10 protein-coding genes and 4 pseudogenes are annotated in these 16,746 nt (G+C 70.6%); 7 read left to right on the top strand and 7 right to left on the bottom strand.

The genetic code is table 11. The features are described from left to right. Positions 1 to 281 precede the first annotated feature (281 nt). From AB1285_RS17260 to AB1285_RS17250, 3 genes and pseudogenes are all read left to right on the top strand, one after another. Positions 282 to 404, top strand: a pseudogene (locus AB1285_RS17260) (TetR/AcrR family transcriptional regulator); the annotation flags it as partial. A 214-nt stretch (positions 405 to 618) separates the two neighbouring features. Further along, entirely contained in the window at positions 619 to 870 is a 252-nt protein-coding gene (locus AB1285_RS17255; protein WP_429977544.1) for a hypothetical protein, read from the top strand. A 16-nt stretch (positions 871 to 886) separates the two neighbouring features. Continuing rightward, positions 887 to 4,032, top strand: a pseudogene (locus AB1285_RS17250) (efflux RND transporter permease subunit). 96 nt (positions 4,033 to 4,128) lie between these two features. Here AB1285_RS17250 and AB1285_RS17245 read toward each other — a convergent pair. Next, complete coding sequence (locus AB1285_RS17245; protein ID WP_268777688.1) at positions 4,129 to 5,025, bottom strand: aldose 1-epimerase family protein; 897 nt, start codon at positions 5,023 to 5,025, stop codon at positions 4,129 to 4,131. A gap of 273 nt (positions 5,026 to 5,298) precedes the next feature. Between AB1285_RS17245 and AB1285_RS17240 the strand changes: the two are divergent. Further along, positions 5,299 to 7,348, top strand: a pseudogene (locus tag AB1285_RS17240) (DEAD/DEAH box helicase). 89 nt (positions 7,349 to 7,437) lie between these two features. Here AB1285_RS17240 and AB1285_RS17235 read toward each other — a convergent pair. Further along, positions 7,438 to 7,977, bottom strand: coding sequence for a YaeQ family protein (locus AB1285_RS17235; protein ID WP_280569113.1), 540 nt, complete (start codon positions 7,975 to 7,977; stop codon positions 7,438 to 7,440). 43 nt (positions 7,978 to 8,020) lie between these two features. After that, positions 8,021 to 9,112, bottom strand: a complete 1,092-nt coding sequence (locus AB1285_RS17230; RefSeq protein WP_363444870.1) for an Rv2578c family radical SAM protein — start codon at positions 9,110 to 9,112, stop codon at positions 8,021 to 8,023. Positions 9,113 to 9,186: 74 nt separating this feature from the next. Here AB1285_RS17230 and AB1285_RS17225 point away from each other — a divergent pair, with 74 nt between their 5' ends. Then, positions 9,187 to 10,116 carry a M15 family metallopeptidase gene (locus tag AB1285_RS17225; RefSeq protein ID WP_370428966.1) on the top strand — a complete coding sequence of 310 codons (930 nt, stop codon included), beginning with the start codon at positions 9,187 to 9,189 and terminating at the stop codon, positions 10,114 to 10,116. A 163-nt stretch (positions 10,117 to 10,279) separates the two neighbouring features. Beyond that, entirely contained in the window at positions 10,280 to 11,443 is a 1,164-nt protein-coding gene (locus tag AB1285_RS17220; protein ID WP_187663129.1) for an acyl-CoA dehydrogenase family protein, read from the top strand. Positions 11,444 to 11,541: 98 nt separating this feature from the next. Here AB1285_RS17220 and AB1285_RS17215 read toward each other — a convergent pair whose 3' ends face one another. The 4 genes and pseudogenes from AB1285_RS17215 to AB1285_RS17200 form a co-directional block, all read right to left on the bottom strand. After that, positions 11,542 to 12,417, bottom strand: a complete 876-nt coding sequence (locus tag AB1285_RS17215; RefSeq protein WP_259952807.1) for a siderophore-interacting protein — start codon at positions 12,415 to 12,417, stop codon at positions 11,542 to 11,544. 10 nt (positions 12,418 to 12,427) lie between these two features. Further along, positions 12,428 to 13,240: pseudogene (locus AB1285_RS17210) on the bottom strand (energy-coupling factor transporter transmembrane component T). Between the two features lie 2 nt (positions 13,241 to 13,242). Next, positions 13,243 to 14,910 (bottom strand): ABC transporter ATP-binding protein, encoded by a 1,668-nt coding sequence (locus AB1285_RS17205; protein ID WP_370428965.1) that lies wholly within the window; start codon positions 14,908 to 14,910, stop codon positions 13,243 to 13,245. A gap of 79 nt (positions 14,911 to 14,989) precedes the next feature. Next, positions 14,990 to 15,535 (bottom strand): ECF transporter S component, encoded by a 546-nt coding sequence (locus AB1285_RS17200; protein WP_187663132.1) that lies wholly within the window; start codon positions 15,533 to 15,535, stop codon positions 14,990 to 14,992. A gap of 539 nt (positions 15,536 to 16,074) precedes the next feature. On the opposite strand from AB1285_RS17200, the gene AB1285_RS17195 reads away from it, so the two are divergent. Next, a partial coding sequence (locus AB1285_RS17195) for a S8 family serine peptidase (protein WP_429977543.1) occupies positions 16,075 to 16,746 on the top strand: 672 nt, incomplete at its 3' end.

The raw sequence follows: 16,746 nt of genomic DNA, 5'->3' as shown, positions 1-16,746 counted from the left end.
CCGATCTCGTCGCCTACTTCGAGCGCGGCCAGACCCCCTCCCTCCGCCCCGTCTTCCTCCGCCGCCTGACCCCGCTCTCGCCCCCACCCCGGTACGTTTTCGATCACGGGAGGAGGTTCCCGCCCGTGAGAGCGCGAAAAGGGACCGTGAACGGGGGGTGCGGGGTGCGGAAGTGATCCGGCACAGCGGGGAGACAGGAAAGAAGTGGGCGGCCGTTCTCAGGGAGTTCACACCGGAGCGAATGTACAAACGTACATGTACGGGTGTCCAGGGGGTGAGCGATGGTGGAGAGCGCGCGTCGGCGGCGTGACCCCGAAGCGCGTCGTCGGGAGATCGTCACCGCGACGGCCGAGCTGATCGTCGAGGTCGGGGCCGACGCCATCACGCATCGGATGGTCGCCGCCAGAGCCGGAGTGCCGCTCGGGGCGACCACCCAGTACTTCGACACCCTCGACGACCTGCGCACCGCCGCCTTCCGAGCGCTCGCGGACGAGATCGAATGCCGACTCGACGGAGTGCGGCAGACCCTCGCCCGAACGGGGAGCCGGGGCCGACGTCATCGCGGCGCTCGTGTACGACAGCATCCACGACGGCCACGCTGTGCAGGCGGATCGGGCCGTGGTCACGGCAGCCGTGCACGATCCGCGTCTGCGCCAGCTCGCGCGCCACCTGTCCGACCGCCTCGTCGACCTCCTGGAGCCGACCTATGGCGCCGACCGGGCCCGAGCGGCGATGATCTTCATCGACGGCGTCATGTGGAGCACGCAGATCCGCGACGTCGATCTCGAACAGTCCTTCCTCGAATCCGCACTGGCGCGGATCCTCGGAGTACCTCTCTCCCTCCCATCCGCAGCGACCGCCACCCCCTGACACCGAGGAACCCGCCTTGTCGAAACTCGCCATCCTCAGCCTGAAGAACCGCGCGCTCATCGCGCTCGTGACGATCGTCGCCGCGGTGTTCGGCGGGCTCGCGCTGACCAACCTCAAGCAGGAGCTCATCCCGTCGCTCGAGCTGCCGGCGCTCGTGGTCATGACCACCTACCCCGGCGCCTCGCCCGAGGTGGTCGAGAACGACGTCTCGACGCCGATCGAGTCCCGCCATCCAGGGCGTGCCCGACCTGGAGTCGACGACCGCGACGAGCACGACCAACGCCTCGATCGTGCAGGCGATGTTCTCGTACGGCACCAACCTCGCGACCGCGGAGCAGAAGATCCAGCAGGCGATCAACCGCATCTCTTCGCAGCTCCCGGAGGACGTCACGCCGCAGGTGCTCTCGGTCTCGATCGACGACTTCCCGGTGATCCAGGTCGCGGTCACGGGCTTCGAGGACGCGGACAACGCCCAGGCGCAGCTGGAGAGCGTCGCGATCCCCGATCTGGAGGACGTCGACGGGGTGAACGCGGCGGAGATCGTCGGCGGCGTCGGGCAGCGCATCACCATCACCCCCGACCTCGCGAAGCTCGGCGCGGCCGGGCAGAGCAGCGAGGCGATCAGCACCGCGCTGCAGCAGAACGGCACCCTCTTCCCCGGCGGTGAGATCACCGAGGACGGCGAGACCCTCACGGTGCAGACCGGCGCCAAGATCACCTCGGTCGACGAGATCGCCGCCTTGCCTCTCGTCGGTACCGCGGTGACCATCGGCGACGTCGCGACGGTGGCCCAGGTGTCGGACCCGGTGACCTCGATCTCCCGGGTCGACGGCGAGGATGCCCTGTCGATCTCCATCACCAAGCTCCCCGCCGCCAACACGGTCGAGGTGTCGCAGGGGGGTTCTGGCCGCGCTCGACGAGATCGGGGAAGCGCTCCCGGACGCCGAGTTCACCGTCGTGTTCGACCAGGCGCCGTTCATCGTGCAGTCGATCGACACCCCTCGCCAACGGAGGGGTCTGCTCGGCCTCGTGATGGCCGTGCTCGTGATCCTCGTGTTCCTGATGTCGGTGCGCTCGACGCTCGTCACCGCGATCTCCATCCCGACGTCCGTCCTCATCACCTTCATCGGGCTGCAGGCATTCGGCTACTCGCTGAACGTGCTGACCCTCGGGGCGCTCACGATCGCGATCGGCCGCGTGGTCGACGACTCCATCGTGGTGATCGAGAACATCAAGCGCCACTACGTCGGCGGCGCGGACAAGGGCGATGCGATCCGTCTCGCGGTGCGCGAGGTCGCCGCGGCCATCACCGCGTCGACCATCACGACCGTGGCGGTGTTCCTGCCGATCGTGTTCGTCGGCGACATGGTGGGCGAGCTGTTCCGTCCGTTCGCGATGACGGTCACCATCGCCATGGTCGCCTCGCTCTTCGTGGCTCTGACGATCGTGCCGGTGCTGGCGTACTGGTTCCTCAAGCCCGGCAAGCCGCTCCTCGACGAGAGCGGGAACGCGATCGACCCGGAGGACCCGGCGGCCCCGCCGACGCGGCTGCAGCGCGGCTACCGCCCCATCCTCGGCTGGACGCTGAAGCACTCGGGCATCACGGTGGCACTCGCGGTAGTGGTCCTCGCCGGGACGCTCGCCGCCGCCCCGCTGATGAAGGTGAACTTCCTCAGCGACTCCGGTCAGAACACCATGACCGTGACGCAGGACCTCGGGCCGACCGCGAGCCTGCAGGCGAAGTCCGATGCCGCTGCCCCCGTCGAGGAGGCCCTTCTCGACATCGACGGCATCGAGCACGTGCAGGCCTCCATCGGGTCGAGCGGCTCCGCGCTGCGCGACGCGTTCTCCGGCGGCGCGGGGATCACCTACTCGGTCCTCACCGACGGCGACGCCGACCAGGAGAAGCTGCGTGCCGAGGTGCAGGATGCCATCGACGGCCTCGGCGACGAGGTCGGCGAGGTCAACGTCGCGGCGTCCGCCGGTTTCGGCTCCAGCGACATCGAGATCACCGTGACGGCGGCGAACGGCGACGACCTCGCCACCGCGACCTCCGCCGTGGTGGAGGAGCTCGACGGCCGCGAGGGCATCGGGCAGGTCACGGACAACCTCGCCGAGGCCCTGCCGTACATCGCCGTGGTCGTGGACCGCGAGGCCGCCGCGCGGGTCGGGCTGTCCGAGGTCGCCGTCGGGTCGATCGTGTCCAACACGATGCGTCCGCAGCAGATCGGATCGGTCGAGATCGACGACACCGCGCTGACGGTATACCTCGTCAACCCGGAGCCGCCGACGACCGTCGCCGCGCTCCAGCAGCTCGCGATCCCCACCGCGGCGGGCATCGTGCCGCTGCAGGACATCGCGACCGTCGAGCAGCGCAACGGCCCCACCTCGATCACCACCGAGCAGGGACGCCGCACCTCGACCGTCACCGTGCCGCCCGCATCGGACAACCTCGCGGTCGCCACCCAGTCGGTCACCGAGGCGCTCGCCGCGGCGGACCTCCCGGACGGCGCCTCGGCCGAGGTCGGCGGCGTCGCCTCGCAGCAGGCCGATTCGTTCGCGCAGCTCGGCCTCGCGATGCTCGCCGCGATCCTCATCGTGTACGTCGTGATGGTGGCGACGTTCAAGTCGCTGCGGCAGCCGCTCCTGCTGCTGATCTCGGTGCCGTTCGCGGCGACCGGAGCCATCCTGCTGCAGATCGTCACGGGCGTGCCGCTGGGCGTGGCCTCGCTGATCGGTGTGCTGATGCTCATCGGCATCGTGGTGACGAACGCGATCGTGCTCGTCGACCTCGTGAACCAGTATCGGGAGAAGGGGCTGTCGACCGCGGATGCCGTGATGGCAGGTGGGGAGAAGCGTCTGCGCCCGATCCTCATGACAGCGCTCGCCACGATCCTCGCCCTCACCCCGATGGCGCTGGGGATCACGGGGCACGGCGGGTTCATCTCCCAGCCGCTGGCCATCGTGGTGATCGGCGGACTCGTCTCCTCCACGGTGCTGACGCTCATCGTGCTGCCGACGCTGTACAACCTCGTCGAGGGGGCGCGGGAGCGCCGCCGGGCCCGCAAGGGCGAGCACCACGAGGATGCCGCCCCGGTTCCGGTCCATGCGGACGGCACACCGGTCAGCCGCCGAGAGCTGCGCGAGAACCACGGCGAGTAGCCGAGCGTTCACAACTCAGGAGAAAGGCCCCGATTCCGTCGGTGAGACGAGGATCGGGGCCTTTCCGCGTGTGTTCTCCTGAGTTGTGAACCGCGGTCAAGCGAAGGAGAGGCCCCACTCCAGCGTCCAGGTCTCGCCAGAAGCCAGACGGCGCACCCCGAGGCCGCTGTTGAACGCGTCCGCCGGAGCGGTCATCGGCTCGATCGCGACGGCGAGCGGGGTTCCGGGGTAGTTCGTCGCGGTGTACACCTGCACGAAGTCGAAGCCCTCGCCCTGCCAGAGCGTGACGGTCCGGCCGTCGGGCGCGGTGAGGGTGTGCCGCACGCGGCCGTCGGGGTCGCGCACAAGGTCCGTGAACCCGGTGTCGAGCGAGACGTCGCCGACTCGGACGCCCTCGCGCAGGTCGGGGTCGGCGGGACGGGTGCCGATCGGAAGCATGCGGTCGTCCGTCTCGAACACGGTGTGGGCCGGGACGCGGAGGACGAGGTCGTGCGGGTCGACGTCGCCGATCGTCGGGAACGGGTGCGTGCCGAGCGCGACCGGAGCAGCCGAATCGGACCAGTTGGTGAGCGTGTGCGTGACCTCGATGCCGTCCGCGGTGAGGACGTAGGCGACGGACGTCTCGATCAGGTACGGGTAGCCGGTCTGCGGGAAGACGGTCGCGCGCAGGGTCGCGGCTCCCTCCGTCTGCTCGACCGCGTAGGCGGTGTAGCGCAGGAGCCCGTGGCTGGCGGTGGTGGTCTTCGGCTCGCTGATCGCGAGCTGACGGACGGTGCCCTCGTCGTCCCAGCGGCCGTCCCGCACCCGGTTGGGCCACGGCGTCAGCACGACTCCTGAGCATGATGGCGTCGGGACGTCGAGCGGGTAGGGCGAGACGAGGTCGACCTCGCCGATGCGCAGGCCACGGAGCGAGGCGCCGACCTGGGCGATCTGCGCGGTCACGTCGCCGAGGCGGAGGTGGACCTGGGTGCCGGTGGGAGAGACGGAGTTCACCTCGACATCGTAGTGCCGCAGGCCGCCGGAGTGCGGGGGTCTCCCAGGGTCGCCGGGTAGACTGGGGCGGTCGGCTTCGGACACCCGCGCAGGGCGCGGACGTTTTTCAGTGTGTGAAGTGTGAGTCCAGGGGCCGATGGTGCGCGTCGATCGACGCGAATCAACCATCACAGGAATGGCCCCGGCCGCAGATCGTCCGGACTCCGCTGGATCGGAGTGCTCGCGCGTGCGCGCAGCGCTGTTCTCGTGCGAGAACGCAAGAAGGACACCCGAATGCCCAAGAACAAGAAGCCCCGCGGCGGTCGCGCCGCCGCGAACTTCGAGCCGCGCTACGGCGCCAAGAAGACCTCGTTCCACGACCGCCACCGACCGACCGGTGGTCGGGACACGGCCCGCGACGAGCGTCCCGCTCGCGAGGACCGCGACTCCCGGGTGACCGGCGGGTACGACCGCCGCCCCGGCAGCCGCAGCCCCGGCCACCGCGGCTATCGCCCGGAGGAGACCGAGTCCGGTGCGCCGAAGCGTCGGTGGAGCTCTCAGGAGCGCGCCGGCCGCGACGAGGCCCGCAGCATCCGCAACCGTGCGGAGTCCGGACGCCGCGAGGCCCCGCACCGCCGCGACGACCGCGCAGGCGCCGGCCGGTTCGACGACCGCTCCGAGCGTCCGCGGTACAACGACCGCGCAGGGGCCGGCCGCTTCGACGACCGTCCGCGGCGCGACGACCGCGGCGGCTCGCAGCGACAGGGCTTCCGCGACGGCGACCACCGCGACGGGGGCCGCCCGCGCTTCGACGATCGCCGGAACGAGCGTCCGCGCTTCGACCGCGACGACCGTCCGCGGCGCGATGACCGCGGGGGCGACCGCGCCCGCGGCAACGACCAGGGGGCCGACCGCTCCTACGACGCCGCCCGTGCCCGCCGCGCCTTCGACCGCGACCGCACGCAGCGCTCCTTCGAGGGCGGGCGCGAGCGGCCGTCGACCGGCGGGGCCTACCGTACCGAGCGTCCGCGTCGGGACGAGCGCCCCCGCCGCGACGACTGGAACGCGAAGCCGAAGGCGGCGTTCGAGCAGGCCGACGACGTCGTCCACGAGCGCCTCGAGGCGCAGGCCGTGCAGGCCGTCGAGGTCGAGGGCATCACGTTCGCCGATCTCGGCCTCGGCTCGAACATCACCGAGACCCTGAACGGCATGGGGGCCGCGACGCCGTTCCCGATCCAGGCGGCGAGCATCCCCGCCGTCCTCGAGGGACGCGACGTGCTCGCCCGCGGCCGCACGGGCTCCGGCAAGACCATCGCCTTCGGCGCGCCGCTCGTCGAGCGGGTGCTGAAGTCGCAGGCGGGCAAGCGTCGCGAGTTCGGCCGCTCGCCGCGCGCGATCATCCTCGCCCCGACGCGCGAGCTCGCGCTGCAGATCGACCGGACCATCCAGCCGATCGCCCGGAGCGTGGGCCTGTTCACGACGCAGATCTACGGCGGTGTGCCGCAGGGTCGTCAGGTGGGCGCGCTGAAGAAGGGCGTCGACATCGTCATCGGCACCCCCGGCCGCGTCGAGGACCTGATGAACCAGGGCAAGCTCGACCTGTCGGACTGCCGGATCGCGGTGCTCGACGAAGCCGACCACATGTGCGAGCTCGGGTTCGTCGAGCCCGTCCAGCGCATCCTCCGCCGCACGGCCGAGGGCAGCCAGAAGCTCCTGTTCTCCGCGACGCTCGACCGCGAGGTCGCGGCGCTCGTGGACGAGTTCCTCGTCGACCCCGCCGTGTTCGAGGTCGCGGGCGAAGACCAGGGCTCCAGCACGATCGAGCACCGGGTGCTCGTCATCGAGCACCGCGACAAGGCCGACATCCTCACCTCCCTCGTCGACCGCGAGGGCAAGACCCTGGTCTTCGCCCGCACCCGTGCCTACGCCGACATGCTGGCCGACCAGTTCGACGACGCGGGGATCCCCGCGGTCTCGCTGCACGGCGACCTCAACCAGGCCAAGCGCACGCGGAACCTGGAGAAGCTGACCTCGGGCCGGTGTGAACGTCCTCGTGGCCACCGATGTGGCCGCGCGCGGCATCCACGTCGACGACATCGACCTCGTGGTCCAGGCCGACGCGCCGGACGAGTACAAGACGTACCTGCACCGCTCGGGTCGCACCGGACGCGCGGGGCGCTCGGGCCGGGTCGTCACGCTCATCACGCGGCAGCGCCAGCGTCGGATGACCGAGCTGCTCGGCCGCGCCGAGATCGAGGCGCCGTTCGAGCAGGCGCGCGTGGACGACGACGTGATCGAGGAGATCGCGGGGCGCGTGCCGTCCGCCGCGGAACTCACCTCCTGACGCGTTCGGGATCAGAAAGGCCCCGGAGACTTCGGTCTCCGGGGCCTTTTCGCACTCCGCACCGGGAAGGTGCGCGGGCAGCCGGGGTGTCAGGGGAGGGTGTGCTCGTGGAGGGTGGTCGTCAGGGACGTGCCGTTGAGGTCGAGGTAGAGAACGCGCTCGGTGACCGTGAGGGTCAGGGTGTTCCGGCGGGCGAGGTGGGGCGTAGCGCTGTCGATGAAGCCGGGGTCGAAGCTGTACACCCGGATGTCCTCGGAACGATGGATGCGCTTGTCGGCCCACGGCGCCATGACCTTGGCCGGGTCGCGGTGCGTGTAGACCACTGTCCGGTCCGCGAGGCGGGAGGCGTGATGCAGCCGCGCGGCATCCGGAGCGCCCACCTCGATCCAGACGGTGACTCGGCCCGTGAGGTCGCGCACGAGCACCGCGGGCTCCTCCGTGTCGGAGACGCTGCCGCCGAACGCGACGCCCTCCGCGAACTCGAGCCCGTAGGCGAGGACCCGGGTGAGCATGTACGCGTCGGTCTCGGACGGATGCCGGGCGGCCCGGAGCGAGACGTCTTCGTAGACCCCGCGATCGGTGTCGGCGAGCTGCATCTCGAACGTGTGGACTGTCGAACCGATCGCCATGATCCTCGAGCCTACGCGGAGCCGCGCCCTCCGGCCGACCGGGTCAGAACAGCATCGGCTGCGGCGGGGCGGCGGCCGCGCGGCCGCTCGGCGTGAACATGACCGGCCCGGCCGGCGGCGTCTCCGTCTGGACATGCCCTTGGCCCGGGCGGGACCCGCGCCGCGGATAGTCGTCTTCGTGCCGGCCGTCGAGCCCGTGCATCCGGATGAGGGGGCGAGCGCGCTTGGCGAGCCACTGCCGGTACGGCTTCGGTGCCTCGACGGACGCCCCGGGATACAGCCCGCGATACGACGACACGAGATCGGGACGGTTCTCACCAAGCCACTGGAAGAACCACGGCTTGACTCCCGGACGCAGATGCAGGGCCCCGTAGATCACGCTCCGCGCTCCGGCGGCCTTGATACGGCGGAGGGCGTCGTCGATCGCGGGAAGGGAGTCGGTCAGATGCGGCATGATCGGCATGAGGAACACCGTGACGGGGAAGCCGGCGTCGGCGAGCGCGCGCACCGTGTCGAGGCGGGCCTGCGTGGTCGGGGCGCCCGGCTCGATCGCCTTCTGCAGCGCGTCGTCGTACATCGCGATCGACATCTGCACGTCGACCGGCACACGCTGCGCCGCCTTCTTCAGCAGCGGGATGTCCCGACGGATCAGTGTGCCCTTCGTCAGGATCGACATCGGGGTGCCGGACGCGGCCAGCGCCTCGATGATGCCGGGCATGAGGGCGTAGCGCCCCTCGGCCCGCTGGTACGGGTCGGTGTTCGTACCGAGGGCGACCGTCTCGTGCTGCCAGCTCCCGCGGCGCAGCTCCCGCTCGAGCACCTCGACGACATTGACCTTGACGACGATCTGGGTGTCGAAGTCCGCGCCGCCGTCGAGGTCGAGGTACTCGTGCGTGCCCCGGGCGAAGCAGTAGGTGCACGCATGGGAGCAGCCGCGATAGGGGTTGATGGTCCAGGCGAAGGGCATGCGCGACGCCCCGGGGACGTGGTTGAGCGCTGACTTCGACAGCACCTCGTGGAACGTCATGCCGGCGAACTCCGGTGTGGTCACCGTGCGGAGGACGCTCGAACGGTTCTCGAGGCCCGGCAATGCCGCCTCGTCGCTGTCCGCGAGTTTCTGTCCCTGCCACCGCATCCTCCCAGTCGAACAAAGAATCGAATCGAAGTCAAGTGAGTGTGGCACTGATGTTCGAATGGAAGAATGGGGGCATGCCCTCCTCGCCGTACGCTCAGCATGCGGCGCCGCGCTCCCCGATCTTCGGACCCGCCCTGCCGGTCGGGCTGGCGGTGACCGCGATCGGCGTGGTGCTCTCGCTCACCGGGGCGGCCGCGACCCCCGTGGCATCCCCACCGCTCCCGCGCCCCGTCGCGGTGATGCAGGTACCGACCGTGCAGAACACGGCGACCCCTGCGGCGGACCCCTGCGCCGACCCCGTGGTGCAGGCTGCGATCGCGGCCGGGGACGACGCCGCCACCGTCGCGGGGTTCGGCGGTGGAGCGCGCTTCCGTGAGGCGGTGATCGCCGGTAATGCACCCTGTGTCTCGCTCAGCGATCCCGCCCGGATCTGGGTCGTGATCAACAAGGGGCGTCCGCTCGAACCCGCCGCCTACGAACCCGAAGGACTGAGCCAGGTGCCGCTGCAGATGACGACCCCGTCGGGCCGGGTGCGCGCGGAGGTCGCCGACGCCGCCGGGCGCATGGCGGACGCCGCCGGGGCGGCCGGGGTCGGACGCATCGGAGCGAACAACGGCTACCGTTCCTACGGCCTCCAGGTCGCGACATACGGTGCGCACGTGCGGGACCAGGGGCAGGCGGACGCGGATGCCGGCTCGGCGCGACCGGGTCACAGCGAGCATCAGACCGGTCTCGCCCTCGACGTCGTGGCCTGTGATGACGGCTGCGGCGGTCTGGACGGCTTCGGCGCGACGCGTCAGAGCGAGTGGGTGGCGGCGCACGCCTGGGAGTACGGGTTCATCGTGCGCTACGAACAGGTCGGCACGCCCGTCACCGGGTACGCCCCGGAGCCCTGGCACCTGCGCTACGTCGGCAGGGAGCTCGCGGCGGCGTATCACGAAGGCGGCTATCACACGCTGGAGGAGTTCTTCGGGCTCCCGGCGGCGCCCGATTACGACCACTGAGCCGGCGCGGCAGGGGTGTGATCCGCTCGCACTGAGGCATTCCACAAAGGCGATACCCAGTCCCACCCACGATGGGATGCATTCTCACAATCGCCTGTCCTGCCCCGTGTTCCCGCCGTAGACTCGCCGGAGCAACGACGCACGACACGTTCGGGAGGACGGCATGGAACGCGACATCTACGAAGAGGATCACGAGGCATTCCGCGACCTCGTCAAGGATTTCGTCAAGCGCCACGTCACGCACGAGGCGATCGAGAAGTGGGACGCCGCCGGCGAGGTGGACCGCGCCACGATGCGCGCCGCGGGTGAGGCCGGCATCATCGGGCTCTCCGTGCCGGAGGAGTTCGGCGGCGCCGGAATGCTGCAGGACTACCGCTTCCGCGCGATCGTGAACGAAGAGGTCATCGCGGCCGGAGCGGGATCGCTCGCCGGGGCCTTCGGCATCCAGGACGACCTGGCCGTGCCGTACCTCGTGCACATGGGCACGCAGGAGCAGAAGGAGAAGTGGCTGCCCCGCATGGCCACCGGTGAGGTCGTCGGCGCGCTCGCCATGACCGAGCCCGGCGCCGGCTCCGACCTCCGCGGCATCAAGACCACGGCGAAGAAGACGGACGGCGGCTACATCGTCAACGGCGCGAAGACGTTCATCTCATCGGGCGCGACCGCCGACCTCGTCGTCACGTTCGTGAAGACCGGCGAGGGCAACCGTCCCGACGCGTTCAGCCTCGTGCTCATCGAGAAGGGCATGGAGGGATTCGACAACGGCAAGAAGCTGTCCAAGATGGGCTTCCACGGCCATGACACCGCCGAGCTGTCGTTCAGCGACGTGTTCGTGCCGGAGGAGAACCTCATCGGCGGCGTCGAGGGCAAGGGCTTCATCCAGCTCATGATGAACCTGCCGCTCGAGCGCCTCTCGATCGGCGTGGCCGGAGCCGCCGCCGCGCAGGCCGCGTTCGACTGGACCGTCGCGTACACCAAGGACCGCGAGGCCTTCGGGGAGCGCATCATCGACTTCCAGAACAGCCGCTTCACCATCGCCGACATGTCCGCCACGGTCGACGCGCTGTGGGCCTTCATCGACCGCGCGCTGCTGGCCTACAAGGACGGCAGGCTCTCGGCGGAAGAAGCCGCGAAGGTCAAGTTCTGGGCGACCGAGCGTGAGTGGGAGGTGCTCGACGCCGGCGTCCAGCTCCACGGCGGCTACGGCTACATCACCGAGTACCCCATCGCCCGGGCCTTCCTCGACGCCCGTGTGCACCGCATCTACGGCGGCACGAACGAGATCATGCGCGAGATCGTCGGGCGTCAGATCGCCGGCAAGCGCTGACGTCCCCGGGCACAGCTTCGGAGATCCCCATCGACACGCCGGGGCGGCATCGTCCGCCGCGGCGTGTCGTGCCATGGCTCCGAAGCTGTGCCCCGGGATTACGTGCGGGGCTCCGCGGCGGCCTCGCGGGCGGCCTTCGAGGCGGGGGAGGCGGCACCGATCTTCCAGTAGCCGCAGAAGCTGACGGCGTTCCTGTCGACGCCGCGCTCGCCGACGAGCTGCTTGCGGACGCCGGAGGCCAGCGCCTGCTCTCCCGCCGCGTAGGCATGGAACGGCGCGGCGGGCAGAGTGGTACGAGCGAGGGTGTCCAGAGCGAGGGCCCCGGGCGGAATCTCCTGAGGCCGCACGACCCACACCACCTCGAGCCCCGACGGGTGCGCGAACTCCAGGGCGTCCTCCGCGGACGGGACTTCGATGATCGCCGTGCCCGAGGAGTCGGTCGGCAGGGAGGCGCTGATCGACGCGATCGCGGGGAGGGCGGTCTCGTCGCCGACGAGCACCACCCGGTCGGTGCCCCGCTCGGGGTTGAACGTCAGGCCCTCGTCGATGATGAGGACGTGCTCGCCGGGGGTGCACGTCTCCGCCCATCGGGACGCCGGACCGGCGGTGCCGTCGGCCGCCGAGCCGTGCAGGACGAAGTCGACGTCGAGCTCGGCGCCGATCTCGGCCGTGGCCGGGCGGTAGGCGCGCACGGTGTAGTTGCGCATCACGGGGCGCTCGCCGTCGGGGATGCGGAGGAACTTCAGGTACCCGAACATCCGGTTCGCCTTCGCGGGCACCCGCTCCAGCCCCGCCTCGCCGCCGATCGGCAGGAACAGCCGGAACCACTGGTCGTAGCCCATCGGGCGGAAGCGGTCGATCTCGCCGCCGCCCAGGGTCACCCGCACCCAGTGCGGCGCGAGCCGTTCGGTGCGGAGAACCGTGAGGTGCAGGAGCTCGGCCGTCTCCGGCTTGACCATCTTGCTGAATGCCATGGGGCACCTTTCAGGGGAGCTGCCAGGGGAAGAAGACGACGAAGATCGCGGCCGACACGGCGAGCGTGACCACGGTGAAGACGGTGTCCCTCGTGCGGAACGCCACGAGGTGCCGCTCGGTCCGCGTCGGATGCGCGCCCGAACGCTCGGGAGTCCATCGCGAGGGCGACGCGCTCCGCATGCCGGATGGCGCCCGCGAGCAGCGGGACGATGTACCCCCAGCCGCGGGCGATCCGCGCGAAGGGGCCGCGGCCGCCGTGGTAACCGCGCACCCGGTGCGCGGCGCGGATGACGGCGAGCTCGTGCCCGAACCGGGGCACGAAGCGGAAGGCGGCCAGGGCCGTGTACCCGATGCGGTACGGCACGCGCAGCTGCTGCACGCTCGCACGCACGAGATCGGAGCCGCTGGTGGTGAGGCCGCCGACCAGCGCGAGCGCGACGATCGATCCGAGCCGGAGCGCCGTGGCGAAGCCGATGAGGAGGGCGCCTCCGTAGAGGGTCCAGTCGCCGATCGTCACGACGGGGGCTGTGTCGGCGACCAGGGCCGCGTCGACCCACAGCGAGAAGCCGACGCCGATCGCGAGCATGCCCGCGGCAGACCGAGCAGGAGCAGCGTGAGGAGGCGGCCCGTCACCCGCGCCCCGACGAGGATGAGGACGTACGCGAGCACGAGGAAGGCGGCCGGGGTGGCCAGGTCGCGCACGAAGACGAGGAGCAGCATCGCGGGGGCGAAGCCGGCGACCTTCGCCAACGGATTGAGGCCGTAGAGGAACTGCCGCCGCGAGGTGGCCACGAGCGGCGCATACGGATCGAGCGTGGACATCGTCACGGTGTCACCTCCCACCCGGCCTCGGCGAGCACCCGCTGCAGGGCGGGGACGCGCAACCCGGCGGAGGGGAGGATCGCGGGATCGGAGAACAGTGCCGCCGTGGGGCCCGCGGCCCGGACCCGCCCGTCGGCGAGGACGACCGTGTCGGTGGCGTGCTCCGCGACGAGCTGCAGATCGTGGGTGACGATGACGACGGTCGTGCCGTCCGCCCGGAGACTCTCCAGCAGGTCCAGGAGCTCGGCGGCCCTGGCGCGGTCCTGCCCGAAGGTGGGCTCGTCGAGGGCGAGGACGGGAGGACGGGTGATGAGGGCCGTGCCCACCGAGAGTCGTCGCTTCTCGCCGCCGGAGAGGAGGAACGGGTGCACGTCGGCCTTGTGCGTGAGCCCGAACCGCTCGAGCATCTCCGTCACGCGAGCGCTGACCTCGGCGTCCGGCACATGGCGCAGCCGGAGCCCGTGGGCGAGCTCGTCGAACACGGTGGCGGCGATGAACTGGTGCTCCGGGTTCTGGAACACGAAGCCGATCCGGGCCGCGAGATCCCGGGGGGAGGCGGTGCCCGGGTCGACGCCGTCGACGGAGACCCGGCCCTTCGGCGGGGGCACGACCCCCGCGAGGGCCTGGATCAGCGTGGTCTTGCCCGCGCCGTTCGCCCCGACGATCGCGGTGAGACTGCCCGCGGCGATGTCGAGGTCGACCCCGTGCAGGATCTCGGTGCGGCGCCGCGAGACGGTGAGGCCGCGCGCCCGGATGATCGGCTCCCGGTCGACGGCGGGAGGAGCGTCGGCGAGGATCGAGGACGCGCGGGCCGGACCGGCAGGCAGGGCCGCGGCCAGTGCCTCGGGCGTCAGCGGCAGCGGGTCGAGGACGATCCCCCGGTCGCGGAGGCGGAGCGCAGCGAGCGTCGCGGCGGGCAGCCAGACCCCCATCGCCACGAGCTCGTCGGCATGCGCCCGGATGGTCTCGGCGGCCGGACCGTCGAAGACCACCCGGCCCTCGCGGTCGAGCACGACGGTGCGCGTGACGAAGCGCATCGCCGCATCGAGGTTGTGCTCGACGAGGAGGATCGCCCGGTCGCCGGCGGCCACGACCTCGGTCAGCGCCGCATACACGTCGTCGATCCCCTGCGGGTCGAGGTTCGCGGTCGGCTCGTCCAGCACGATGAGAGGGGAGCCCATCGCGAGGGCGCAGGCGATGGCGAGACGCTGTCGGCCGCCGCCGGACAGGTGGTCCGGGTTGTCGTCCCGGCGCGCCCACAGGCCCACCCGCCGCAGCGCATCCTCGACGCGTGCCCGCACGGTGCCGAGCGGGAGCAGGAGGTTCTCAGGGCCGAAAGCCACCTCGTCGTACACCGTCCCCGTGACGATCTGGGCGTCAGGGTCCTGGAAGACCATGGCGACGTGCGTGCTGAGCGTCGCGGTGTGCGCGGTGGTCGTGTCGACACCGCCGGCCTCGACGGAGCCGGACATGGTCGCGGGGAGCGCGTGCGGGATGAGGCCGTTGAGGGCGAGCGTGAGCGTCGACTTCCCGGAGCCGGACGGGCCGAGCAGCAGCACGACCTCACCGGGCTCGATGTCGAAGGTCACGTCACGGGGCGACGGATGCGCGGCATCCGCGTGGGTGAGGGTGAGCTCGCGCACGCGGAGGAGAGGCGCGGATGGGCGCACGGCAGGTCCCGGGTTCGACGGAGGGTGGCCTCTAACTTAGCTGAGCCTTACCTGTGTTGCCAGCAGGGCACGTGCGCGATCAGCGGCGTGCGACGCCGGCGGTGCGCAGCGCCGAACCGATGGCGAGGCCGATCGCCGTCCAGGCCACCGGGCCGAGCACGGAGATCGTCAGGTACAGCAGCTGGGCCCAGAGCGGCAGGACGGCGAGGTTCGCCGCGAAGAACACCGCCACCGCCACGACGACGCCGATCACGACCGCCGAGACGAAGAACCGCCAGGCGCCCCAGGAGCGATAGCGGGTGAGGGCGGCGACACCTTCCTGGATGAGGCCGAACAGCAGCGCCGTGCCGATGAACCGCAACGACCACGCCGGGTTGAAGGCGCTCGCGATGAGCGCGGCGAACACGTGCGTGATGAGTGCCACGAGCGGCAGCCGCAGCACCTCCTGCGCGATGATGCCCGGCAGCACGTGCGAGCCCAGCACGAGGCCGTAGAGGAACAGCAGCGGGCTGGCCAGGAGGAGGGGAGTGACCCATCCGGCGATGCCGCCGAGGATGCCCGTGGCGACACCGATCGCTGCGCAGATCAGCAGCACTCTGGTCGACAGGACGGAGGTACGGGCCACGTCTCCAGCCTACTGGCGACATTCGGAGACCCGGCCGTCGTCCACCCTGACCGATCGGCGCGATCGGGATTCGACCATCGTTCAGTTCTCGATCCGGCGCCGAGGAGCGGGTCTATCGTGAGCCGCGGTGCGGCAACGAGGCGGCATCGGGATCATCGATCATCAGGAGCGAGATATGGGTCGAACACCCCTTCGGATCGCAGCAGCCACCACCCTGGCGACGCTGTTCATCGCATCGACGGCAACCGCAGGCTACGCAGCGACCGGGGAGGTGACGCACCCCGTTCCGGTCGCGGGGACCCCCGGGCACTACATCGTGATCATGAAGGCCGATCCCCTCGCCAGCTACGAAGGCGACGTCAAGGGACTCAAGGCGACGAAGCCCGACGAGGGCGAGCAGCTCGAGACGCAGTCGCAGGACGCGCGGCGGTACGTCAAGCACCTCGAGTCCGAGCAGAAGAGCCTCATCAACGACGTCGGCGTCACGCCGGACACGACCTACCAGGTCGTGCTCAACGGGTTCAGCGCCGACCTCTCGGGTGAGCAGGTGGGACCAGCTCCGTGCCTCGAAGGACGTCCTGGGGGTGTATCCCGACGAGATCCGTCACCCCGATGCGCAGACCTCCACGGACTACCTCGGCCTCGGCGACGACCGCAAGGGCCGTGGCGGGGTGTGGCAGCAGACCGGAGGCGTGAAGAAGGCGGGCGAGGGTGTCGTGGTCGGCGTGATCGACACCGGCATCGCTCCCGAGCACCCCTCGTTCGAGGGCAAGAAGCTCAAGCAGCAGAAGAAGCAGAACAGCCGCCACAAGGGCACAGATCCCTATACCGACGGCACCTACGTGTACTTCGACAAGTCCGACGGCGGACAGTTCCGCGGCGCGATGGTCGACGGCCAGGACTGGGACGAGCGCGACTACTCCACGAAGCTCATCGGCGGGCAGTACTTCTTCGCGGGAGCGCAGGCCGCCGGGTTCGACTTCCAGTACGACTACCTCTCCCCACGCGACGGCGACGGCCACGGCTCGCACACCGCGAGCACCGCCGCGGGCGACTTCGGAGTGGAGGCCGCGGTCGAGGGCGTCGACTTCGGGACCATCTCGGGCGTCGCGCCCGCGGCGAAGGTCGCCGCGTACAAGGCCTGCTACGTCGGTCCGGACACGACCGTGACCACCGATGACATCTGCGCGCTGAGCGACCTCGTCGCCGCG

It is taken from the genome of Microbacterium sp. NRRL B-14842 (genome assembly GCF_050470785.1).
The sequence above is the reverse complement of the archived record's forward strand: the minus strand, read 5'-3'. Positions and strand labels throughout refer to the sequence as shown.

Coding starts and splice junctions, on each gene's coding strand:
- AB1285_RS17235 (WP_280569113.1), bottom strand. CDS start 7,977: ATGGCGATCGGTTCGACAGTCCACACGTTCGAGATGCAGCTCGCCGAC.
- AB1285_RS17230 (WP_363444870.1), bottom strand. CDS start 9,112: ATGCGGTGGCAGGGACAGAAACTCGCGGACAGCGACGAGGCGGCATTG.
- AB1285_RS17225 (WP_370428966.1), top strand. CDS start 9,187: ATGCCCTCCTCGCCGTACGCTCAGCATGCGGCGCCGCGCTCCCCGATC.
- AB1285_RS17220 (WP_187663129.1), top strand. CDS start 10,280: ATGGAACGCGACATCTACGAAGAGGATCACGAGGCATTCCGCGACCTC.
- AB1285_RS17215 (WP_259952807.1), bottom strand. CDS start 12,417: ATGGCATTCAGCAAGATGGTCAAGCCGGAGACGGCCGAGCTCCTGCAC.